The organism is Streptomyces lasiicapitis (assembly GCF_014646335.1).
Classification (GTDB): domain Bacteria; phylum Actinomycetota; class Actinomycetes; order Streptomycetales; family Streptomycetaceae; genus Streptomyces; species Streptomyces lasiicapitis.
In genome coordinates this window covers 306,851-329,043 of record NZ_BMNG01000012.1, presented here as the reverse complement: position 1 = coordinate 329,043, position 22,193 = coordinate 306,851, and the positions used below count along the sequence as shown (strand labels likewise).

General features: G+C 68.9%; 18 protein-coding genes. 13 read left to right on the top strand and 5 right to left on the bottom strand.

Annotated elements, in window-relative coordinates; all coding sequences use genetic code 11:
- Nucleotides 1–28: 28 nt before the first annotated feature.
- Together IEY91_RS26905 and IEY91_RS26900 are read right to left on the bottom strand one after the other, a co-directional pair.
- The gene (locus IEY91_RS26905) at nucleotides 29–814 is read right to left on the bottom strand and encodes an MIP/aquaporin family protein (protein ID WP_164326274.1); all 786 of its coding nucleotides are present in this window, start codon (nucleotides 812–814) and stop codon (nucleotides 29–31) included.
- Between the two features lie 276 nt (nucleotides 815–1,090).
- A complete protein-coding gene (locus tag IEY91_RS26900) occupies nucleotides 1,091–1,855 on the bottom strand; it encodes an IclR family transcriptional regulator (protein ID WP_164326275.1) in 765 nt (254 codons plus the stop codon).
- Nucleotides 1,856–2,146: 291 nt separating this feature from the next.
- Between IEY91_RS26900 and metH the strand changes: the two genes are divergently transcribed.
- The 4 genes from metH (at nucleotide 2,147) to IEY91_RS26880 (ending at nucleotide 10,105) form a co-directional block, all read left to right on the top strand.
- Nucleotides 2,147–5,677: a methionine synthase gene (gene metH / locus IEY91_RS26895; protein ID WP_164326276.1), complete on the top strand. Its 3,531-nt coding sequence runs from the start codon at nucleotides 2,147–2,149 to the stop codon at nucleotides 5,675–5,677.
- A 139-nt stretch (nucleotides 5,678–5,816) separates the two neighbouring features.
- Nucleotides 5,817–6,512 (top strand): HAD family hydrolase, encoded by a 696-nt coding sequence (locus IEY91_RS26890; protein WP_164326277.1) that lies wholly within the window; start codon nucleotides 5,817–5,819, stop codon nucleotides 6,510–6,512.
- Nucleotides 6,513–6,874: 362 nt separating this feature from the next.
- On the top strand, nucleotides 6,875–8,482 hold the full coding sequence (locus tag IEY91_RS26885; protein WP_189175964.1) for an ABC transporter substrate-binding protein: 1,608 nt from the start codon (nucleotides 6,875–6,877) through the stop codon (nucleotides 8,480–8,482).
- Nucleotides 8,483–8,524: 42 nt separating this feature from the next.
- Nucleotides 8,525–10,105 carry an ABC transporter substrate-binding protein gene (locus IEY91_RS26880; protein ID WP_164326279.1) on the top strand — a complete coding sequence of 527 codons (1,581 nt, stop codon included), beginning with the start codon at nucleotides 8,525–8,527 and terminating at the stop codon, nucleotides 10,103–10,105.
- A 92-nt stretch (nucleotides 10,106–10,197) separates the two neighbouring features.
- Here IEY91_RS26880 and IEY91_RS26875 read toward each other — a convergent pair whose 3' ends face one another.
- Nucleotides 10,198–10,869 (bottom strand): response regulator, encoded by a 672-nt coding sequence (locus IEY91_RS26875; protein ID WP_016639462.1) that lies wholly within the window; start codon nucleotides 10,867–10,869, stop codon nucleotides 10,198–10,200.
- Between the two features lie 15 nt (nucleotides 10,870–10,884).
- Entirely contained in the window at nucleotides 10,885–11,766 is an 882-nt protein-coding gene (locus IEY91_RS26870) for a RecB family exonuclease (RefSeq protein ID WP_164326280.1), read from the bottom strand.
- 130 nt (nucleotides 11,767–11,896) lie between these two features.
- Here IEY91_RS26870 and IEY91_RS26865 point away from each other — a divergent pair, with 130 nt between their 5' ends.
- The 3 genes from IEY91_RS26865 (at nucleotide 11,897) to IEY91_RS26855 (ending at nucleotide 15,224) form a co-directional block, all read left to right on the top strand.
- Nucleotides 11,897–13,444, top strand: a complete 1,548-nt coding sequence (locus tag IEY91_RS26865) for a site-2 protease family protein (RefSeq protein WP_189175963.1) — start codon at nucleotides 11,897–11,899, stop codon at nucleotides 13,442–13,444.
- A 68-nt stretch (nucleotides 13,445–13,512) separates the two neighbouring features.
- Nucleotides 13,513–14,415, top strand: coding sequence for a tRNA (adenine-N1)-methyltransferase (locus IEY91_RS26860; protein ID WP_164326282.1), 903 nt, complete (start codon nucleotides 13,513–13,515; stop codon nucleotides 14,413–14,415).
- A gap of 218 nt (nucleotides 14,416–14,633) precedes the next feature.
- Nucleotides 14,634–15,224 (top strand): hypothetical protein, encoded by a 591-nt coding sequence (locus IEY91_RS26855; RefSeq protein ID WP_189175962.1) that lies wholly within the window; start codon nucleotides 14,634–14,636, stop codon nucleotides 15,222–15,224.
- A gap of 138 nt (nucleotides 15,225–15,362) precedes the next feature.
- Here the strand turns inward: IEY91_RS26855 and IEY91_RS26850 are convergent, their stop codons facing one another.
- Complete coding sequence (locus IEY91_RS26850) at nucleotides 15,363–15,677, bottom strand: ferredoxin (protein WP_164326284.1); 315 nt, start codon at nucleotides 15,675–15,677, stop codon at nucleotides 15,363–15,365.
- A 254-nt stretch (nucleotides 15,678–15,931) separates the two neighbouring features.
- On the opposite strand from IEY91_RS26850, the gene arc reads away from it, so the two are divergent.
- From arc to prcA, 6 genes are all read left to right on the top strand, one after another.
- On the top strand, nucleotides 15,932–17,698 hold the full coding sequence (gene arc, locus IEY91_RS26845) for a proteasome ATPase (protein ID WP_164326285.1): 1,767 nt from the start codon (nucleotides 15,932–15,934) through the stop codon (nucleotides 17,696–17,698).
- A 259-nt stretch (nucleotides 17,699–17,957) separates the two neighbouring features.
- Nucleotides 17,958–19,469: a depupylase/deamidase Dop gene (dop, locus tag IEY91_RS26840; RefSeq protein ID WP_352317857.1), complete on the top strand. Its 1,512-nt coding sequence runs from the start codon at nucleotides 17,958–17,960 to the stop codon at nucleotides 19,467–19,469.
- A 132-nt stretch (nucleotides 19,470–19,601) separates the two neighbouring features.
- A complete protein-coding gene (locus IEY91_RS26835) occupies nucleotides 19,602–19,820 on the top strand; it encodes a ubiquitin-like protein Pup (RefSeq protein ID WP_124267463.1) in 219 nt (72 codons plus the stop codon).
- Between the two features lie 5 nt (nucleotides 19,821–19,825).
- Nucleotides 19,826–20,431, top strand: a complete 606-nt coding sequence (locus IEY91_RS26830; protein ID WP_189176026.1) for an endonuclease VII domain-containing protein — start codon at nucleotides 19,826–19,828, stop codon at nucleotides 20,429–20,431.
- Nucleotides 20,383–21,225, top strand: a complete 843-nt coding sequence (prcB, locus tag IEY91_RS26825; RefSeq protein ID WP_164326286.1) for a proteasome subunit beta — start codon at nucleotides 20,383–20,385, stop codon at nucleotides 21,223–21,225. Before IEY91_RS26830 ends, prcB begins: the two co-directional genes overlap by 49 nt.
- A 49-nt stretch (nucleotides 21,226–21,274) precedes the next feature.
- Complete coding sequence (prcA, locus tag IEY91_RS26820; protein WP_164326287.1) at nucleotides 21,275–22,147, top strand: proteasome subunit alpha; 873 nt, start codon at nucleotides 21,275–21,277, stop codon at nucleotides 22,145–22,147.
- The last annotated feature ends 46 nt before the right edge of the window (nucleotides 22,148–22,193 follow it).

Below are 22,193 nucleotides of genomic sequence, written 5' to 3'. Positions count from 1 at the left end.
AAGTGCGTGTGGTGGTCGGCGGGGTCGCTCAGAACAGCTTGAAGATGAATGCGGCGAGCGTGCCGCCGATCAGCGGTCCGACGACGGGAATCCACGCGTACGACCAGTCCGAGCCACCCTTGTTGGGGAGCGGGAGCAGCGAGTGGACTACGCGCGGGCCGAGGTCACGGACCGGGTTGATGGCGTAGCCCGTGGGGCCGCCGAGCGAGAGGCCGATGCCGACCACGACGAGCGCGGTGATCAGGGCGCCGAGGACGCCGAGGCCGTTGCCGCCGTCGTTGAGGCCCTGCGTGAGGATCGCCAGGACGAGCACGGTCGTGGCGATGACCTCGGTGACCAGGTTCTGGGCGACGTTCCGGATCTCCGGACCGGTGGAGAAGATGCCGAGCACGGGGCCGGCCTTGGGCGCGGCCTTCAGGTCGACCATGCCCTCGTCGCCGGACTTGGCGTTGATGATCTCCGGGTCCGTGAGGTGGGCCTGGAACTGGCCGTAGTACGTGGCCCACACGAGGACCGCGCCGATCATCGCGCCGAGCAGCTGCGAGCCGAGGTAGATCGGCACGTCGCTCCACTTGGTGCCGCCGTCCACCGCGAGGCCGATGGTGACCGCCGGGTTCAGGTGGGCGCCCGAGACGCCGCCGGCCAGATAGGCGCCGGTCAGGACCGCGAAGCCCCACCCGAAGGTGATGGCGAGCCAGCCCGCGTCCTTGGCCTTCGAGCGCTTGAGCGTGACGGCGGCGCACACGCCACCGCCGAGCAGGATGAGCACGGCGGTACCGATGGTCTCGCCGATGAAGATGTCGGAGCTGGACACCCGCGACTCCTTTGTCCTTCGTCCAGGGAAAGGCGAACCCCGGGTCCCTCCGGTGGTCCGCGCCCTCAGGTGAGGGCGTTGCCGGCCCTGGCTTGCCCCACTGTAACGCGTAATGCCGTTAGGTGTTCGACAATGCCGACCGGTGGACGCGAGTCTGACCGTGGGGTTACCAACACGTCAAGACTTCTGTTATTGAAAACACGATCGTTATTGATCGTTCTGGGCTATCGCCGGTGCCGCAACCAGAAACGCGCGGATCAGGGCCGGGGGCCCAGGTCAGAACCTGCTGGCGCCGAGATCCCGGGACACCGCCCGCGCGCAGTCCCGCACCGCCGCGATCAGCTCGGACCGCATCTCGCCCGAGGGGCACACCCGCTCCACGGCCCCCGTGATGCCCACCGCGCCCACCGGCATCCGCCGCCGGTCGTGAATGGGCGCGGCCACGGACGCGATGCCCTCCCACGTCTCCTCCGCGTCGGTCGCGTACCCCCGCGCGCGCGTGAGATCGAGGACGGCTTCGAAGGACGCCGTGTCACACGTAGTGCGGTCCGTGAACGCCGTCCGCTCGGCCTCCAGGGCCTCGCTGTGCGCCACCGGGTCGTACGCGGCGAGGACCTTGCCGAGCGCCGTGGAGTGCAGCGGCTGCATGGCGCCGACCTCCAGGACCTGCCGGCTGTCGTCGGGCCGGAAGACGTGGTGCACGATCAGCACGCCCTGCTGGTGCAGCACGCCCAGGTACACGCTCTCGCCGCTGGAGCGGGCCAGGTCGTCGGTCCACACCAGCGCGCGGGCGCGCAGCTCGTGCACGTCCAGATAGCTGTTGCCGAGCCGCAGAAGCTCCGCGCCGAGCTGATAGCGCCCGGACGCCGCGTCCTGCTCGACGAAGCCCTCCGCCTGCAGGGTGCGCAGGATGCCGTGGGCCGTGCCCTTGGCGAGCCCGAGGGCCGAGGCGATGTCCGAGAGGCCGAGTCGGCGCTCGCCGCCCGCGAGCAGCCGCAGCATCGCGGCGGCCCGCTCGAGCGACTGGATGTTGCGTGCCATCGCAGCCCTGTCCTCCATCCCGTGCCGCGCACACAGTCCGCAGCGAACTCAAGAACGTCTTCACCGTTCGACAATGCTGAACACTATCGGTCGTTGCCGACCTCTGGCTAAGGGTGCGTACGCGGCGTTTCCCGTCCCGTACGGCCGTACGACGACTTCCGGCCACCCATCTGCGCGTCCGCCCGCTGGGACGCTCTCACCGCCGGAGGGGGGTCCCGGCTACCCTGGCCGAGTGCGGGTCCCTGAGGAACCCGCAAAGCCGACAGCCGTCGCACTCCAGGGAGCTCATTCATGGCCTCGTCGCCGACCCCCTCATCCGATTCCGCAGCGGAGTCCTCCGCCGGAAGCCGGGCCGACGCCCTCCGCGAAGCACTGGCGACCCGTGTAGTGGTCGCCGACGGCGCGATGGGCACCATGCTGCAGGCACAGGACCCCAGCCTCGAGGACTTCGAGAACCTCGAGGGCTGCAACGAGATCCTCAACGTCACCCGCCCCGACATCGTGGCCTCCGTGCACCGCGAGTACTTCGCCGCGGGCGTCGACTGCGTGGAGACGAACACCTTCGGCGCGAACCACGCGGCCCTCGGTGAGTACGACATCCCCGAGCGCGTCTTCGAGCTCTCCGAGTCCGGCGCCCGCATCGCCCGCGAGGTCGCCGACGAGTTCACCGTCTCCACGGGCCAGCAGCGCTGGGTGCTCGGCTCCATGGGCCCGGGCACCAAGCTGCCCACCCTCGGCCACGCCCCGTACACCCTCCTGCGCGACGCCTACCAGCAGAACGCCGAAGGCATGATCGCGGGCGGCGCCGACGCGCTCCTGGTGGAGACCACGCAGGACCTGCTCCAGACCAAGGCGGCCCTGCTCGGCGCCCGCCGCGCCCTGGACGCCATCGGCTCGAACGTTCCCCTGATCTGCTCCGTCACCGTCGAGACGACTGGCACCATGCTGCTCGGCTCGGAGATCGGCGCCGCGCTCACCGCCCTGGAGCCGCTGGGCATCGACATGATCGGCCTGAACTGCGCGACAGGCCCTGCCGAGATGAGCGAGCACCTGCGCTACCTCGCCCGGCACTCCCGCGTCCCGATCCTCTGCATGCCCAACGCCGGTCTGCCCGTCCTCGGCAAGGACGGCGCGCACTACCCGCTGACCGCCCCCGAGCTGGCCGACGCCCAGGAGACCTTCGTACGCGAGTACGGCCTGTCCCTGGTCGGCGGCTGCTGCGGCACCACGCCCGAGCACCTGCGCCAGGTCGTCGAGCGCGTCCGCGGCCTCACCCCGACCCCGCGCGACCCGCGCCCCGAGCCGGGCGCCGCCTCGCTCTACCAGACCGTGCCGTTCCGCCAGGACACCTCGTACATGGCCATCGGCGAGCGTACGAACGCCAACGGCTCGAAGAAGTTCCGCGAGGCCATGCTGGACGCCCGCTGGGACGACTGCGTGGAGATGGCTCGCGACCAGATCCGTGAGGGCGCGCACATGCTCGACCTGTGCGTCGACTACGTCGGCCGGGACGGCGTCGCCGACATGCAGGAGCTCGCCGGACGCTTCGCCACCGCCTCCACGCTGCCCATCGTCCTGGACTCCACCGAGGTGCCCGTCATCCAGGCAGGACTGGAGAAGCTGGGCGGCCGCGCGGTCATCAACTCCGTCAACTACGAGGACGGCGACGGCCCCGAGTCCCGCTTCGCGAAGGTCACCGCGCTCGCCCAGGAGCACGGCGCCGCGCTGATCGCCCTGACCATCGACGAGGAGGGCCAGGCCCGCACCGTCGAGAACAAGGTCGCCATCGCCGAGCGCCTCATCGAGGACCTGACGACCAACTGGGGCATCCACGAGTCGGACATCCTCATCGACACCCTGACCTTCACCATCTGCACCGGTCAGGAGGAGTCCCGCAAGGACGGCATCGCCACCATCGAGGCGATCCGCGAGCTGAAGCGGCGCCACCCCGACGTACAGACCACGCTCGGCCTGTCCAACATCTCCTTCGGCCTCAACCCGGCCGCCCGCGTCGTCCTCAACTCCGTCTTCCTGGACGAGTGCGTCAAGGCGGGCCTGGACTCCGCCATCGTGCACGCCTCCAAGATCCTGCCGATCGCCCGCCTGGAGGAGGAGCAGGTCAAGGTCGCCCACGACCTGATCTACGACCGCCGCGAAGAGGGCTACGACCCCCTGCAGAAGCTCATGGAGCTCTTCGAGGGCGTCAACATGAAGTCCATGAAGGCGGGCAAGGCCGAGGAACTCCTCGCCCTGCCGCTTGACGAGCGGCTGCAGCGCCGCATCATCGACGGCGAGAAGAACGGCCTGGAGGCCGACCTCGACGAGGCGCTCGTCGAGCGCCCCGCCCTGGCCATCGTCAACGACACGCTCCTGGAGGGCATGAAGGTCGTCGGCGAGCTCTTCGGCTCCGGCCAGATGCAACTGCCGTTCGTGCTCCAGTCCGCCGAGGTCATGAAGACCGCGGTCGCCCACCTGGAGCCGCACATGGAGAAGTCCGACGCCGAGGGCAAGGGCACCATCGTCCTCGCCACCGTGCGCGGCGACGTCCACGACATCGGCAAGAACCTCGTCGACATCATCCTGTCCAACAACGGCTACAACGTCGTCAACCTGGGCATCAAGCAGCCTGTCGCCGCGATCCTCGACGCCGCGCAGGAACACCGCGCCGACGTCATCGGCATGTCAGGACTCCTGGTCAAGTCGACCGTGATCATGAAGGAGAACCTGGAGGAGCTCAACCAGCGCCAGATGGCCGCCGACTACCCGGTCATCCTCGGCGGCGCCGCCCTCACCCGGGCGTACGTCGAGCAGGACCTGCACGAGATCTACGAGGGCGAAGTCCGCTACGCCCGCGACGCGTTCGAGGGCCTGCGCCTGATGGACGCCCTGATCGCGGTCAAGCGGGGCGTCCCCGGCGCCACCCTGCCCGAGCTCAAGCAGCGCCGCGTGCCCAAGCGGGACACGCCCGCGGTGGCCGTCAAGGAGCCCGAGGGTCCGGCCCGCTCCGACGTCGCCGTCGACAACCCCGTGCCCACGCCGCCGTTCTGGGGCACCCGCGTCATCAAGGGCATCCAGCTCAAGGAGTACGCCTCCTGGCTGGACGAGGGCGCCCTGTTCAAGGGCCAGTGGGGCCTGAAGCAGGCCCGCGTCGGCGACGGGCCGACGTACGAGGAACTGGTCGAGACCGAGGGCCGCCCGCGCCTGCGCGGCCTCCTCGACGACCTCCAGACCAAGAACCTCCTCGAAGCCGCCGTCGTCTACGGCTACTTCCCGTGCGTGTCCAAGGGTGACGACCTGATCATCCTGGACGAGCAGGGCAACGAGCGCACCCGCTTCTCCTTCCCGCGCCAGCGCCGCGGCCGGCGCCTCTGCCTCGCGGACTTCTTCCGCCCCGAGGAGTCGGGGGAGCGGGACGTGGTGGGCCTGCAGGTCGTCACCGTCGGCTCGAAGATCGGCGAGGCCACCGCCGAGATGTTCGCCGCCGACGCCTACCGCGACTACCTCGAACTGCACGGCCTGTCCGTGCAGTTGGCGGAGGCGCTCGCCGAGTACTGGCACGCGCGCGTGCGTTCCGAACTCGGCTTCGCCGGCGAGGACCCGGCCGACGTCGAGGACATGTTCGCCCTCAAGTACCGCGGCGCCCGCTTCTCCCTCGGCTACGGCGCCTGCCCCGACCTGGAGGACCGCGCCAAGATCGCCGAACTCCTGCGCCCGGAGCGCATCGGCGTCGAACTCTCGGAGGAGTTCCAGCTCCACCCCGAACAGTCCACGGACGCGATCGTGATCCACCACCCGGAAGCCAAGTACTTCAACGCCCGCTGAGTCGCCCGCTGAGTCGGCCGCCGCGGTCGCGGCGATATCCAGCAGCGCTTTGATCCGGGCAGTCGTACACTGGTCTGTCCAGCTCAGGCCGGTCCCCCTCGGGGGGCCGGCCTTCTCGTCCCTTCATGGAGGTGTGCCCGTGACCAGTACGGTTCCCGCGCTCGGTACCCGAACGGCCGAAGGCTCCGCCCTGCAGGCCGTTCTCCTCGACATGGACGGAACGCTCGTCGACACCGAGGGCTTCTGGTGGGACGCCGAGGTGGAGGTCTTCGCCGCGCTCGGGCACGCGCTCGACGAGTCCTGGAAGGACGTCGTGGTCGGCGGGCCCATGACCCGCAGCGCGGGCTTCCTCATCGAGGCCACCGGCGCCGACATCACGGTCCCCGAACTGACCGTCCTGCTCAACGACGGCTTCGAGGACCGCATCGGCCGCGCCCTGCCCCTGATGCCGGGCGCCGCGAGACTCCTCGCCGAACTCGCCGTCCACGAGGTGCCGACGGCACTCGTCTCGGCCTCGCACCGGCGCATCATCGACCGCGTCCTGAACTCCATCGGCGCCCACCACTTCCAGCTGACGGTGGCGGGCGACGAGGTGCCCCGCACCAAGCCGCACCCCGACCCCTATCTCCTTGCCGCCTCCCGCCTGGGCGCCGACCCGGCCCGCTGCGCCGTCATCGAGGACACCGCGACCGGAGTGGCCGCCGCCGAGGCCGCGGGCTGCCGCGTGGTGGCCGTGCCGTCCGTCGCGCCCATCGCCCCGGCCGCGGGCCGCACCGTCGTGTCCTCCCTCGAACACGTCGACCTGCGCTTCCTGCACGGCCTGATGGGCGCCTGAACCGGCCTGTGGTGGCCGAAATGCCCTGGCCCCACGGCAAGTTGAAAGTGTGACGTTTCCCACGTCGAAGAGGGTCGACAGGTATTCGATCCTGTGCAGGAGAGCCCTTACCCCCACAAGGGGTCATGCCCTTGTGTCCCGATTGGGCCGCCCGTGCACGAAACCTTCCGGTGTCGGGTTATCGGTGTGTCCACGCCCCGTATCACTGCGTGATGGAACCCCAACTCCGGTCTCCTCCAGCGCCCCTGGTGGTGCGGACTAATCTCGTCGCGAGAACATCGCCCCACCCCCCCCGTGCCCCATCAACCCCACCCCGCCGTTGCCGGAAAACACGGGACCAAGAGCTCTGGAGAACGTCCAGCATGAACCGCAAGACTTTGGTGCTGCCGGCCCTCATAGGTCTGCTCGCCCCCACGCTCGCCGCGTGTGGCGGTTCGGGCAGCGGGGACGGCGACGGCCCCATCGCGGTGGGCACCACGGACCGGTTCGCCGTATCGAAGGAGGTCCCGGCTCCCTTCGACCCGGCGTACTCCTACGACGCCGGAACCTGGAACGTGCTGCGGCAGACGCTGCAGACCCTCATGGCACTGCCGCGCGGGGGCGGCGAGCCGGAGCCGGAGGCCGCGCAGAAGTGCGGCTTCACCGACACCGGCAACGAGCGGTACGCCTGCACCCTGCGCAAGGACCTGAAGTTCGCCGACGGCAAGGCGCTGACCGCCGCCGATGTGAAGTTCTCCATCGAGCGCGTCCGCGACATGAAGATGGCCAACCCGTCCGGCTCCAACGGCCTGGTGGCGAACGTGGAGACCATCGAGGTCCAGGGCGACCGCGGCATCGTCTTCCACCTCAAGAGCCCGGACGCGACGTTCCCGTACAAGCTCGCCACGCCGACCGCGGGCATCATCAGCTCCGATCACTACAGCAAGAAGAAGCTGCGTGACGGCTTCGAGGTGGACGGCTCCGGGCCCTACACCGTCAAGCAGGAAGTGAAGGGCGACCAGCTCGTCAAGGCGGTGTTCTCCAAGAACCCCAACTACAAGGGTTCGTTCACGCCGGAGAACGACAAGGTCGAGCTGCGCACCTTCGTGAACGCCAACGGCATGGGCAAGGCGCTCGACAGCGGCGACATCGACCTGATGACCCGCACCATGTCGCCGCAGCAGATCAAGAAGCTCGACGAGAGCCCCGGCAAGGACATCGACCTCGTCGAGATGCCCGGCCTGGAGATCCGCTACCTCGCCTTCAACACGAACGCGCCGACCGTCAAGGACAAGGCCGTCCGCCAGGCCATGGCGCAGATCGTCGACCGCGGCGCGCTCGCGAGCGGCGTCTACGGCGCGACGGCCGACCCGCTGTACTCGCTGGTGCCGACCACCATCACGGGCCACTCCAACTCGTTCTTCAACAAGTACGAGCAGCCGGACCCGAAGAAGGCCAAGTCGATCCTCGGCGACGCGGGCATCAACAAGCCCGTCAAGCTGACGATGCACTACACCACCGACCACTACGGCCCCGCCACGAAGAAGGAGTTCGAGACGCTTCAGCAGCAGCTGAACGCCAGCGGACTCTTCAACGTGAAGATCAAGGGCGAGATCTGGAACACCTTCCGCCCGGCGGAGCGCGAGGGCAAGTACGACGTGTACGGCATGGGCTGGTTCCCGGACTTCCCCGACGCCGACAACTTCCTCGCGCCGTTCCTCGACGAGGACAACTTCCTCGGCTCGCCCTACCGCAACAGCACCATCAACGACGAACTGATCCCCACCTCCCGCCGCGAGGCCGACCGCCTCAGCGCGAGCAAGAGCATCGAGAAGATCCAGGACATCGTCGCCGAGGACGTCCCGGTGCTCCCGCTGTGGCAGGGCAAGCAGTACATCGCCGCCCGTGACGACATCACGGGTGTCGAGTGGGCTCTCAACTCCGCTTCGAACCTGCAGCTGTGGGAGCTCGCCCGCGGTGTGAGCGACTGACCGGCGCCGCACCCGAGTACGCAACAACGACAAGGCACGCAAGTGAAAATGCGCAACCAGTGGCTGGCCCTGCCCCTTACCTCGGGCCTGGCCGCGACCCTGCTGACCGGCTGCGGATCGGAGTCCGGCGGTTCCGCCTCGGACAGCGACTCCGTGGTGGTGGGGATGTCCGACGACGTCCTCGCCACCGACCCCGCTGCCGGCTACGACCCGGGCTCATGGCTGCTGTTCAACAACGTCTTCCAATCGCTCCTGAGCTTCCCCAAGGGGGCCACCGAGCCGGAGCCCGAGGCCGCCCGCAAGTGCGGCTTCACCGACCAGCAGACCAAGGTCTTCACCTGCACGCTGCGGGACGGCCTGAAGTTCAGCAACGGCAACGAGCTCACCTCGAAGGACGTCAAGTACTCCTTCGACCGCGTGCTGAAGATCAACGACGACGCGGGCCCCGCGCCCATGTTCGCGATGCTCGACAAGGTCGAGACGCCGGACGCCAAGACGGTCGTGTTCAAGCTGAAGTCCCCCGACGCGACCTTCCCCAGCAAGATCGCCTCCGGTGCCGGCTCCATCGTCGACCACCGCGAGTACCCCAAGGACAAGCTCCGCACGGACAGCGAGGCCGTGGGCTCCGGGCCGTACAAGCTCGACTCGTTCGACAAGGACGAGGCGGACTTCTCCGTCAACTCCGGGTACAAGGGCACCGCCAAGACCCGCAACGACGGCGTGACCCTGCGCTTCTTCCACGGCGACCGCAAGGGCCTGAAGAAGGCGATCACCGACCACGAGGTCGACGTCGCCTACCGAGGCCTGGCCGCCGGGGACATCGACGACATCGAGAAGAACACCTCCGATCAGAAGATGGAGGTCGTCGAGGGCACCAGCGCCGAGGTGCAGCACCTGGTCTTCAACATGAAGGACCCGATGGCCGGCAAGGCCGGGGTCCGCAAGGCCTTCGCCTACCTGCTCGACCGTGAGGCGCTCGTCGACGAGGTGTACCAGGGCACGGCCACGCCGCTGTACTCGATCGTCCCAGCCGGCATCGGCGGCCACAACACCGCCTTCTTCGACACCTACGGCGCCCGCCCGCAGCGCGACAAGGCCGTCTCCGCGCTGCGCGAGGCCGGAGTCAACGGCAAGGCCAAGCTGACGCTGTGGTCCACGCCGTCCCGCTACGGCCCCAACACCGACGACGAGCTGCGCGCGATAGCCAAGCAGCTCAACGCCAGCGGCCTGTTCGAGGTCGACGTGAAGTCCGTCGAGTTCGAGCAGTACGAGAAGGACATCAAGGCCGGGAAGTACGGCGTCTACGTCAAGGGCTGGGTGCCGGACTACCCGGACCCGGACAACTTCACGCAGCCGTTCTTCGGCAAGGACAACGTCCTGCTGAACCACTACAAGAACGACGCCATCACCGGGAAGATCATCCCGAACACGGCCGCGCAGAGCGACCGCACCTCGACCGACACGGACTACGGCAAGCTCCAGGACATAGTCGCCGACGAGCTTCCGATCATCCCGGTCTGGCAGGCCAAGCAGTACGCGGTCGCCCGCGAGAACGTCTACGGCCTGGAGAACTGCCTGGACGCGTCGACGGTGTTCCGCTTCTGGGAGATCAGCAAGGGCTGACGCCCGCCACGGGCCGAGCACGCAAGGAGGGGCGGTATCCCGCACGGGATACCGCCCCTCCTGTTGTCTGGTCCCCGCTGTGGGCAGCTGGGCTACTGCGCGCCGGGCCGGACCAGCCCGCTCTCGTACGCGTACACCGCCGCCTGCACCCGGTCGCGCAGGCCGAGCTTCGTCAGGACGTGCCCCACGTGCGTCTTCACCGTGGTCTCGCTGACGAACAGGTCCGCGGCGATCTCCGCGTTGGACAGGCCGCGCGCCACCAGCTTCAGGACCTCGACCTCACGCTCGGTCAGCGTGTGCAGCGTGTCGGGCACGGGCTCGTCGCCGGACGGCAGATGCCCCGCGTACTTGTCGAGCAGCCGCCGCGTGATGCTCGGCGCGAGCATCGCCTCGCCCGCGGCGACCACGCGGATGGCCTGCACCAGCTCGTTCGCCGGCGCGTCCTTCAGCAGGAACCCGCTGGCTCCCGCGCGCAGCGCCTCCACCACGTACTCATCGAGGTCGAAGGTGGTCAGGACGAGCACCTTCGCCGGACCGTCCCGGCCGGGTCCGGTGATCTGCCGGGTGGCCTCGACCCCGTCCATCCGGGGCATACGGATATCCATGAGGACCACGTCGGGCTGCAGCGCCCGCACCTGATCCAGAGCCTGCAGGCCGTCTCCGGCCTCGCCGACGACCGCGATGTCCTGCTCGGCCTCCAGAATCATCCGGAAACCCGTGCGCAGCAGCGGCTGGTCGTCGACCAATAGGACGCGGATGGCCACGTAACTCTCCTTCGCCTAGCCCGGGCCCATTCTGCCCTGCTCGTCGGCGCCCGACTCCGGCGCCCTCACCGGAAGCGGATACGGCGGGGGAGTGCCGCCGAATTCCGGACAGACCGCCTGGTGGTCGCACCAGCCGCACAGCTTCGTCGGGCGCGGCCGCCACTCGCCCGTCTCCGTCGCGAGGACGATGGCCTCCCACAGCGCGAGCAGCTTGCGCTCGACCCGCTCCAGGTCCGCCTGGACCGGGTCGTACGTGATCACGTCGCCGCTGCCGAGATAGACGAGCTGGAGGCGGCGCGGGATCAGGCCCTTCAGGCGCCACACCACGAGGGCGTAGAACTTCATCTGGAACAGGGCGCCCTCCGCGTACTCGGGGCGGGGGGCCTTGCCGGTCTTGTAGTCGACGATGCGGACCTCGCCGGTGGGGGCGACGTCGACCCGGTCGATGATGCCGCGCAGCTTCAGGCCCGAGGCCAGCTCGGCCTCCACGAACAGCTCCCGCTCGGCGGGCTCCAGGCGCGTGGGGTCCTCCAGCGTGAACCACCGCTCGACCAGCTTCTCCGCGTCGGCGAGCCACTGGGCCACGCGCTCGCCCGCGCCGTCGTCGGCGAACAGCTCGGCCAGCTCCGGCTTGGCCTCGCGCAGGCGGTCCCACTGGCCGGGGACGAGCGCCTTGGCCCGGGGCGCCGTGCGCTCCGTCGCGGGCGCGTCGAAGAGTCTCTCCAGGACAGCGTGGACCAACGTGCCCCGTGTCGCGGCCTCGCTCGGCTTCTCCGGGAGCTTGTCGATCACCCGGAAGCGATACAGCAGCGGGCACTGCATGAAGTCGCTCGCGCGCGAGGGCGACAGGGAGGCCGGGCGCGCGGCCACCTTGACGTCGTCGGTCCTGGTTTCCATGAGGACAGACCCTACGACCCGCCACTGACAACGGCCGCATACCATCGACGACAGACCCTCTCGCCCTGCATGATCGTGCGTGTACCGCGCGACAGGCAGGAGCGGGGGACGCTTCGAACGAGGGGACATCGTGGACGAAAGCGGCGGCAGCGGCAGGCCGCAGTCCGAGCACGCGCCCGCCCGGGCGGAGGACGCGCCGCCCGGCACGTCCCGGCCCGCGCCCGACCAGCGCACCGACGACGACCCCCGCCCCTCTGAAAGCCAATCAAGCACGACAAGCGCGGCAAGCACGACAAGCCCAAAGAGCCCCGAACCCGACCGCGGCGCCGGCGAAGACCCCGGCGCGACGCCGGGCACGCCCACAGCCCCCGCGGACGACGCCGCGCCCGCACGCGTCGGCACCCCCGTCTCCGTACGCAAAGAGCACCCCACGGACGGAGACGGCGCCGCGGAGCGCCCCGAGACCGCCCCGCCCGTGCGCGCCCACGCCCACCACTCCGGTGAGCCCATCAAGGAAGAGCCCAAGAACCCCGGCGGCGGTCTGCTCATGGGGCGGCCCTTCGGCGTGCCCGTGTACGTCGCGCCGAGCTGGTTCCTGGTCGCCGCGCTGATCACCTGGGTGTTCGGCGGGCAGCTCGACCGCGTGCTGCCCGAGCTGGGCGGCGTCCGCTATCTCGTGTCACTGTTCTTCGCGGTCGCCTTCTACGCCTCCGTGCTCGTGCACGAGCTGGCCCACACCGTCGCCGCGCTGCGGTTCAAACTGCCGGTGCGCCGCATCCAGCTCCAGTTCTTCGGCGGCGTCAGCGAGATCGAGAAGGAGAGCGAGACCCCGGGACGCGAGTTCGTGCTCGCCTTCGTCGGACCGCTGCTCTCCCTCGTCCTCGCGGGCCTCTTCTACGCGGGCATGCAAGCGGTCGAGCCCGGCACCGTACCGGGCGTACTGCTCGCCGGACTGATGATCTCCAACCTCATCGTCGCCGCCTTCAACCTCCTGCCCGGCCTCCCGCTCGACGGCGGCCGCATGCTCCGCGCCGTCGTCTGGAAGATCACCGGCAAGCCCATGAGCGGCACCATCGCCGCCGCCTGGGTCGGCCGCGCGCTCGCCATCTCCGTGCTCGTCGGTCTGCCGATCCTCAACCACTCCGGCGCCCTCGGCGGCGACACCCAGGACATCGGCGGCATGGACACCGTCACCGACGCCCTGCTCGCCGCGATCCTGGCCGCCATCATCTGGACGGGCGCCGGCAACAGCCTGCGCATGGCCCGCCTGCGCGAGCACCTGCCCGAACTGCGCGCCCGCGCGCTCACCCGGCGCGCCGTGCCCGTGGAGACCGACACCCCGCTCTCCGAGGCCCTGCGCCGCGCCAACGCGGCGGGCGCCCGCGCCCTGGTCGTCGTCGACGCCGACGGCGACCCGCTGTCGGTGGTCCGCGAGGCCGCGATCGTCGGCGTCCCCGAGCACCGCCGCCCCTGGGTCGCCGTCAGCGGCCTCGCCCACGACATCACCGAAGGCATGCGCATCCCGGCGGAGCTGGCCGGCGAGGAACTCCTCGACCGGCTCCGCTCCACCCCCGCCACCGAGTACCTCGTCGTCGAGACCTCCGGAGAGATCTACGGCGTCCTGTCCGCCGCCGACGTCGAGCGCGCCTTCGTCAAGGCCATGGCGAGGCCGAACTGACCGGCCGCGGCGGCCGCCGCCCCGACACGGTGGTCGGCGGCCCCCGCCACGGCCGGTAGGCTGGTCACATGTCCGAACCGACCGGTGCCGCCCGCCGACGCGGGCCCTTCAAGGTCGGGGACCAGGTCCAGCTCACCGACCCCAAGGGACGCCACTACACGTTCACGCTCGAGGCCGGGAAGAATTTCCACACCCACAAGGGTTCCTTCCCCCACGACGAGCTGATCGGCGCACCCGAGGGCAGTGTTGTCCGCACCACGGGGAACGTCGCCTACCTCGCGCTGCGTCCCCTGCTCCCCGACTACGTCCTGTCCATGCCCCGCGGCGCCGCCGTGGTCTACCCCAAGGACGCGGGGCAGATCCTGGCCTTCGCCGACATCTTCCCCGGCGCGCGCGTCGTGGAAGCGGGTGTGGGCTCCGGCTCGCTCAGCGCCTTCCTGCTGCGCGCCATCGGCGACCACGGGATGCTGCACTCCTACGAGCGCCGCGAGGACTTCGCCGAGATCGCCCAGCAGAACGTGGAGCGCTACTTCGGCGGTCCGCACCCCGCCTGGCAGCTCACCGTCGGCGACCTCCAGGACAACCTGTCCGACACCGAGGTCGACCGCGTCATCCTCGACATGCTGGCCCCCTGGGAGTGCCTGGAGGCCGTCTCCAAGGCCCTGGTGCCCGGCGGCATCCTGTGCGCGTACGTCGCCACGACCACGCAGCTCGCCCGCACCGTCGAGTCGATCCGCGAGATCGGCGGCTTCAACGAGCCGACCGCCTGGGAATCGATGATCCGCAACTGGCACATCGAGGGCCTGGCCGTCCGCCCGGACCACCGCATGATCGGCCACACCGGCTTCCTCCTCACCGCCCGCCGCCTCGCGGACGGCGTCGAGCCGCCCATGCGGCGCCGCCGCCCCGCCAAGGGCGCCTACGGCGAGGACTACACCGGCCCGAACGCCGACGGCGGCAACCCGCGCTGACCCCGCACGCCCGGCTACCCTCCGAGGTACGCCCGGCGTACACACAACGCACCGGCGCCGCCGCCGAGTTCCCGCGACCCCCGCGGAACTCGGCGGCGGCGCTGTCCTGTTGGGCGCGTGCCACCGCACCGGACCCCGGTGTTCCCAGGCGATGTGGCGTGTGGCACCATGCTGGCCACCCCACCCCACCGGCACAGCCCTCACAGGAGACACTCCTCGTGCAGCACCCCGCCGTCCCGGAACTGGCCCACACGGTGGACCGGCCGTGGGCCACCCGTCCCATCCACTGGGTGGCCACCGCCGCCGCGCTCGCCGCCGTCGTCGCGGTCTCCGGCTTCCTGCAGCCCGACCACGCCACCGCCGCCCAGACCGACGACCCCGAACCACAGCCCAGGAGCGCCCCGGCGCCCGCCCCCGACCCGGCCGCCGTCACGTACCCACTCGAGTGTGGCCCCGTGAAGGCCGTCGTCGCCAAGAAGGCCACCGGCGACCTCGACGGCGACGGCCGCCCCGAGACCGTCGCGGCCGTGCACTGCCAGGCGGGATCCGGCAGCCCGCCGGACGCCGTGTACGTCATCACCCGCCCCCGGGAGGGCGAGCCGCGCGTCGTCGCCACCCTCCTCGACGCCAAGGACCGCCGCACGGTCGGCGCCCTCGCGGTACGCGGCGGCGCCGTGACCGCGACCCTGCTCGGCTACTCCTCGCCCGACGTGCCCCGCTACCGCCCCGACCTCCGCGAGGAAGCCAAGTGGCGGTGGCAGAACGGCGCGTTCACCCGCTCGACACCCGACAAGGCGCGCACCGTCTGAGACCCCGTGCGCCACACCCGCCGCCCACGCGACGGCGAGAGACGGCAACGGACACCCGCCAGACACCAAGTGGGGCCCGTGGATACCTTCGTACGGTAACCACGGACCCCATTTTGGTCACACAGCGAAACAATCAAGTCACTCTGCGTCGGGCCCGAAGACCTCCACCTTGTCCGAAACTCGACGTACGTGAATACAGTCGCCCGGGCACTCCTTCGCGGAGTCCGTGACATCGCGGAGAAGCGGCAGCGGCACGGGCGTTGTCGCTCCGGGCGCCTGCAGCAGCTCGTCGTCACCACTCTTCACGTAAGCCAAGCCGTCAATGTCCAGCTCGAAGACCTCGGGCGCGTACTGGGCACAGATGCCGTCGCCGGTACACAGGTCCTGATCGATCCAGACCTCGAGCAGATCATGGCTCTCGCCGGTCGTCTCCGCCTCGTGCTGCACGGTCATCTCTCCTGCCGAAACTGCGTCGAGCAGGGCCGACTTTGCTGCAAGTCCGGCCAGCCCTGACGGGTGTTGAACAGTTCGACCCTACAACCGGCGGCTTTCCGATGTTGTTGGGTGGGTATTCCCCTGGCGTGAGGGAGAGCGCAAGGGTGAAGATCGGACACACCCCCACCGTCTTTGTGATCTAGGGGTTTCAATCAGCACCCACCCAGGTAGGGTCAGGAAGCGTCCAGCTCCCCTTGGAGGAGGTGAGGACCGTGGCAGCCCACGACGACGACATCAACCGCGGCATCCGGCCGGGGCGAGGGTCTGAGGACCCAGCCGGCCAGGTTGCCTATCTCGAGCAGGAAATCGCCGTCCTGCGACGCAAGCTCGCCGACTCTCCGCGTCATACGAGGATTCTCGAAGAGCGGATCGTCGAGCTGCAGACCAACCTGGCAGGCGTATCCGCGCAGAACGAACGGCTCGCCAACACGCTCCGCGAGGCCCGCGACCAGATCGTGGCCCTCAAGGAGGAAGTCGACCGGCTCGCGCAGCCGCCGGCCGGCTTCGGAGTCTTCCTCACGGCGAACGAGGACGGCACCGCCGACATCTTCACCGGCGGCCGCAAGCTCCGCGTGAACGTCAGCCCGAGCGTCGAACTCGACGACCTCAGGCGCGGCCAGGAAGTCATGCTCAACGAAGCGCTCAACGTGGTCGAGGCCATGGAGTACGAGAGCGTGGGAGACATCGTCACCCTCAAGGAGATCCTTGAGGACGGTGAACGGGCCCTGGTGGTCGGTCACACCGACGAGGAACGGGTGGTGAGGCTCGCCGAGCCGCTCCTGGACGTCACCATCCGCCCCGGAGACGCCCTCCTGCTCGAACCCCGCTCCGGCTACGTCTACGAGGTCGTACCGAAGAGCGAAGTAGAGGAACTGGTCCTCGAAGAGGTCCCGGACATCAGCTACGACAAGATCGGCGGCCTCGGCGGCCAGATCGAGATGATCCGCGACGCGGTCGAGCTCCCCTACCTCTACCCCGACCTCTTCAAGGAGCACGAACTGCGGCCGCCCAAGGGCGTCCTGCTCTACGGCCCCCCCGGCTGCGGCAAGACGCTGATCGCGAAGGCCGTCGCCAACTCCCTTGCCAAGAAGGTCGCCGAGGTCACCGGACAGCCCGCGGGGAAGAGCTTCTTCCTCAACATCAAGGGCCCCGAGCTCCTCAACAAGTACGTCGGCGAGACCGAGCGCCACATCCGCCTGGTCTTCCAGCGCGCACGTGAGAAGGCGAGCGAGGGCACCCCCGTCATCGTCTTCTTCGACGAGATGGAATCCCTCTTCCGCACCCGCGGCAGCGGCGTCAGCTCGGACGTGGAGAACACCATCGTCCCCCAGCTGCTCGCCGAGATCGACGGCGTGGAAGGCCTGGAGAACGTCATCGTCATCGGCGCCTCCAACCGCGAGGACATGATCGACCCGGCCATTCTGCGGCCCGGACGCCTCGATGTGAAGATCAAGATCGAGCGCCCGGACGCCGAGGCGGCCAAGGACATTTTCGCCAAGTATCTGACCGAGCGCCTCCCCCTGCACTCCGACGACCTCGTCGAGCACAGCAGCGACAGGGCCGCCACCGTGCACGCCATGATCCAGTCCGTCGTCGAGCAGATGTACGCCGAATCCGAGGAGAACCGCTTCCTCGAAGTCACGTACGCCAACGGCGACAAGGAAGTCCTCTACTTCAAGGACTTCAACTCCGGCGCCATGATCGAGAACATCGTCGGACGTGCCAAGAAGATGGCCATCAAGGCCTTCCTCGAGGCCAACCAGAAGGGCCTCAGGGTCTCCCACCTCCTCCAGGCTTGCATCGACGAGTTCAAGGAGAACGAGGACCTGCCCAACACCACCAACCCGGACGACTGGGCCCGGATCTCCGGAAAGAAGGGCGAACGGATCGTATACATCCGCACGCTCGTCACCGGAAAGCAGGGCGCCGACACCGGACGCTCCATCGACACGGTGGCCAACACCGGTCAGTACCTGTAGGCGACAGGGCGGCTGCGGGTGCCCTCCTCGGGTACCCGCAGCCGACTGTTTTCCGCCGGTCGCGGACGCCTCGCAGCCGCGTCACCAACCCAGCGAGAGCAAAGCAGGAAATGATCTCCCCACCAGCGCAAAGGCGTTCTAGGCTCTTCCGTACCGCCGAGTCGCGCAGTGCGGGGACGGGCACCGCACACGCACCGGAGAACCAGCGGTACTTGAGCGGTGCCCCCGACCGAGGGCGCCGCCGGGCAAGGAGGGCCGCATGACCGTACGGCGAGTAATGGGCATCGAGACGGAGTACGGCATCTCCGTCCCCGGCCACCCCAACGCCAATGCCATGCTCACCTCGTCCCAGATCGTCAACGCCTACGCCGCGGCGATGCACCGGGCGCGACGCGCCCGCTGGGACTTCGAGGAGGAGAACCCCCTGCGGGACGCACGGGGCTTCGACCTCGCCCGCGAGGCCGCCGACGCCAGCCAGCTCACGGACGAGGACATCGGCCTCGCCAACGTGATCCTCACCAACGGGGCGCGCCTCTACGTGGACCACGCGCACCCCGAGTACAGCGCGCCGGAAGTCACCAACCCGCGCGACGCCGTCCTCTGGGACAAGGCCGGCGAGCGCATCATGGCCGAGGCCGCCGAGCGGGCCGCCGCGCTCCCCGGCGCCCAGCCGATCCACCTCTACAAGAACAACACCGACAACAAGGGCGCCTCCTACGGCACGCACGAGAACTACCTGATGAAGCGGGAGACCCCCTTCTCGGACATCGTGCGCCACCTCACGCCCTTCTTCGTCTCCCGCCAGGTCATCACGGGAGCCGGCCGCGTCGGCATCGGCCAGGACGGGCACGAGCACGGCTTCCAGCTCAGCCAGCGCGCGGACTACTTCGAGGTCGAGGTCGGCCTGGAGACCACACTCAAGCGGCCCATCATCAACACCCGGGACGAGCCGCACGCCGACGCCGAGAAGTACCGCCGCCTGCACGTGATCATCGGCGACGCCAACCTCTCGGAGATCTCCACCTACCTCAAGCTCGGCACCACCTCACTCGTCCTCGCCATGATCGAGGACGGCTTCATCGCGGTCGACCTGGCCGTCGACCAGCCCGTCCGCACCCTTCACCAGGTCTCCCACGACCCGACCCTCCAGCGCCTGGTCACGCTGCGTAGCGGTCGCACACTCACCGCCGTCCAGCTCCAGATGGAGTACTTCGAGCTGGCCCGCAAGTACGTCGAGGAGCGGTACGGCGCGGACGCCGACGACCAGACCAAGGATGTCCTCACCCGCTGGGAAGACGTCCTCAACCGACTCGAGAACAACCCGATGAGCCTCTCCGGAGAGCTCGACTGGGTCGCCAAGCGGGAGCTCATGGAGGGCTACCGCCGCCGCGACGGCCTCGACTGGGACGCCGCGCGCCTGCACCTCGTGGACCTCCAGTACGCGGACGTACGCCCGGAGAAGGGCCTCTACAACCGCCTCGCGGCCCGCGGCAAGATGAAGCGCCTCCTCGACGAGTCCGACGTCGAGCGGGCCCGCACCAAGCCCCCCGAGGACACCCGCGCCTACTTCCGCGGCCGCTGCCTGGAGCAGTACGCCGACGACGTCGCCGCGGCCTCGTGGGATTCGGTCATTTTCGACCTGCCGGGACGGGACTCCCTCCAGCGCGTCCCGACCCTGGAGCCGCTACGCGGAACGCGTAATCACGTCAAGGAGCTGCTCGACCGGTGCCGCACGGCGGAGGATCTGGTCCGGGTGCTGTCCGGGGGCTGAAAGGCGGCTGAAAGCCCGACGGCCGGGGAATCACAGAGGTGGGCCCCGCACGTTGAACGAAGTGCGGGGCCGATGTCAGACCCGGCTTGTAAGGTCTGATCAAGAAACGTCGAACCGAGCGGGGTGAGCTAGATGGCGACCAAGGACACCGGCGGCGGACAGCAGAAGGCGACGCGCTCCACCGAGGAGACCGAGGAGCAGACGCAGGACGCGCAGGCTTCGGAGGACCTCAAGGAGCGCCAGGAGAAGCTGAGCGACGACGTGGATTCCGTTCTGGACGAAATTGACGACGTACTCGAGGAAAATGCCGAGGACTTCGTGCGGAGTTTCGTGCAGAAAGGCGGAGAATGACCGAAATGTTCGATTCTTCGGTCGAGAAGCAATGCGCAGGCTGCAAGCGAATACTGCCGACTGCTTCGTTCGCCCGTGACAAGAATCGGCGTGACGGTTTTCAAACTAGATGCCGGGAGTGTGTGGCGGAGTACAGTTCCATGCACTATCGGCGCCGCAGAGCCGCACTCGGCAAGCCGGTCAGGGAGAAGGTGGATGTGCCCCCTGGCCACAAGCTCTGCCGGATATGCAACGAGATCAAGCCCCGCAGTGAGTGGCACCGCAACGCGACCGCCTCTGACGGCCTGTCGACGCGCTGCAAGGCTTGCCGGGCCATCCAGGGGCGGGAGGGGCACCTCAAGCGGCAGTACGGCCTCACGGCAGCAGAGCGTGACGAGATGATCGCCTCGCAGATGGGAGTCTGCGTGATCTGTCTCAACGCCCCGCCCGCACATGTGGATCACTGTCACGAGACGGGTAGGGTCCGTGGCGTACTGTGCTTCAACTGCAATTCGGCGATCGGCAAGTTGGGAGATGATCCCGGCACCTTGAGTCGGGCCATCAGTTACCTGGAAGGAAACCCGTGGAAGCCAACACTCGTAGCACCGGGCGTCTACCGGCTGCCTTCCTGACCCCCGGTTCGTCGTCCTTCATGGACTTCCTGTCCGGGCATCAGCCGGAAATGCTGCCGGGGAACCGGAAGTTGCCGACCCAGGGCGTGATCGAGGCGCCGCACGGCACGACGATCGTGGCGACGACGTATCCCGGCGGCGTGGTGCTCGCCGGTGACCGGCGGGCGACGATGGGCAATGTCATCGCGCAGCGTGACATCGAGAAGGTCTTTCCCGCCGACGAGTACTCGGCGGTCGGCATCGCCGGCACGGCGGGTCTCGCCGTCGAGATGGTGAAGCTGTTCCAGCTGGAGCTGGAGCACTTCGAGAAGGTCGAGGGGACCACGCTCTCCCTGGAGGGCAAGGCCAACCGCCTGTCGACGATGATCCGTTCCAACCTGGGCATGGCGATGCAGGGCCTCGCGGTCGTCCCGCTCTTCGCGGGGTACGACGTGGACCGCGCCAAGGGCCGCATCTTCTCGTACGACGTGACGGGTGGCCGCAGCGAGGAGCACGGCTTCGCGGCGACGGGCTCCGGCTCGGTGTTCGCCCGCGGAGCGATGAAGAAGCTGTACCGCGACGACCTGACGGAGGAGCAGGCGACGACGCTCGTCGTGCAGGCGTTGTACGACGCCGCGGACGACGACTCGGCGACGGGCGGCCCCGATGTCGCCCGGCGGATCTATCCGATTGTCACGGTGATCTCCGAGGAGGGATTCCGGAGGCTGACGGAGGAGGAGTCCTCCGAGATCGCGCGCTCGATTCTGGCGCGCCGTCTTGAGCAGCCCGACGGCCCGCGCGCCGCGCTGCTCTGAGTGCCCCGTTGTTGTTGTGGAATTTTTGACAGAAAGGGACGGATAGCCGGTGTCGACGCCGTTCTATGTCTCACCCCAGCAGGCCATGGCCGACCGGGCGGAATACGCCCGCAAGGGCATCGCCCGCGGTCGCAGTCTGGTCGTGCTGCAGTACGCCGATGGCATTGTGTTCGTCGGTGAGAACCCGTCCCGTGCGCTGCACAAGTTCAGCGAGATCTATGACCGGATCGGTTTCGCCGCGGCCGGCAAGTACAACGAGTACGAGAACCTCCGCATTGGCGGCGTGCGGTACGCGGATCTGCGTGGGTACACGTACGACCGCGACGATGTGACGGCCCGCGGCCTGGCGAATGTGTACGCGCAGACGCTGGGCACGATTTTCTCCAGCAACGCGGAGAAGCCGTACGAGGTCGAGTTGGTCGTGGCCGAGGTCGGCGCGACGCCCGACGGCGACCAGATCTACCGGCTGCCGCACGACGGTTCCATCGTGGACGAGCACGGCTCGGTCGCGGTGGGCGGCAACGCGGAGCAGATCAGCACGTATCTCGACCAGCGCCACCGCGACGGCATGACGCTCGCCGAGGCGCTGAAGCTCGCGGTGCAGTCGCTGTCACGGGACACCAACGGCAGTGAGCGGGAGATCCCCGCGGAGCGCCTGGAGGTGGCGGTCCTCGACCGTACGAGGCCGCAGCAGCGGAAGTTCAAGCGGATCGTGGGCCGCCAGTTGGAGCGCCTCCTCGGTGAGGACGGCGATGCGGGCGCCTCGGACGCCGAGGAGGGCGCGGACGGCGCGGAGCCGGACGCCGGTTCCGACGCGGCCACGGATTCCGCTTCCGGCTCGGATTCCGGTTCTGGTGCGTCCGGCAAGGGCGACAAGGATGACAAGGGCGGTAAGACCGACAAGGGCGGCAAGGAGAAGTAGTCCCGGCGCGGCCCCAGGCTCCCGTACGGAGCCGGTCGGTGTGTGC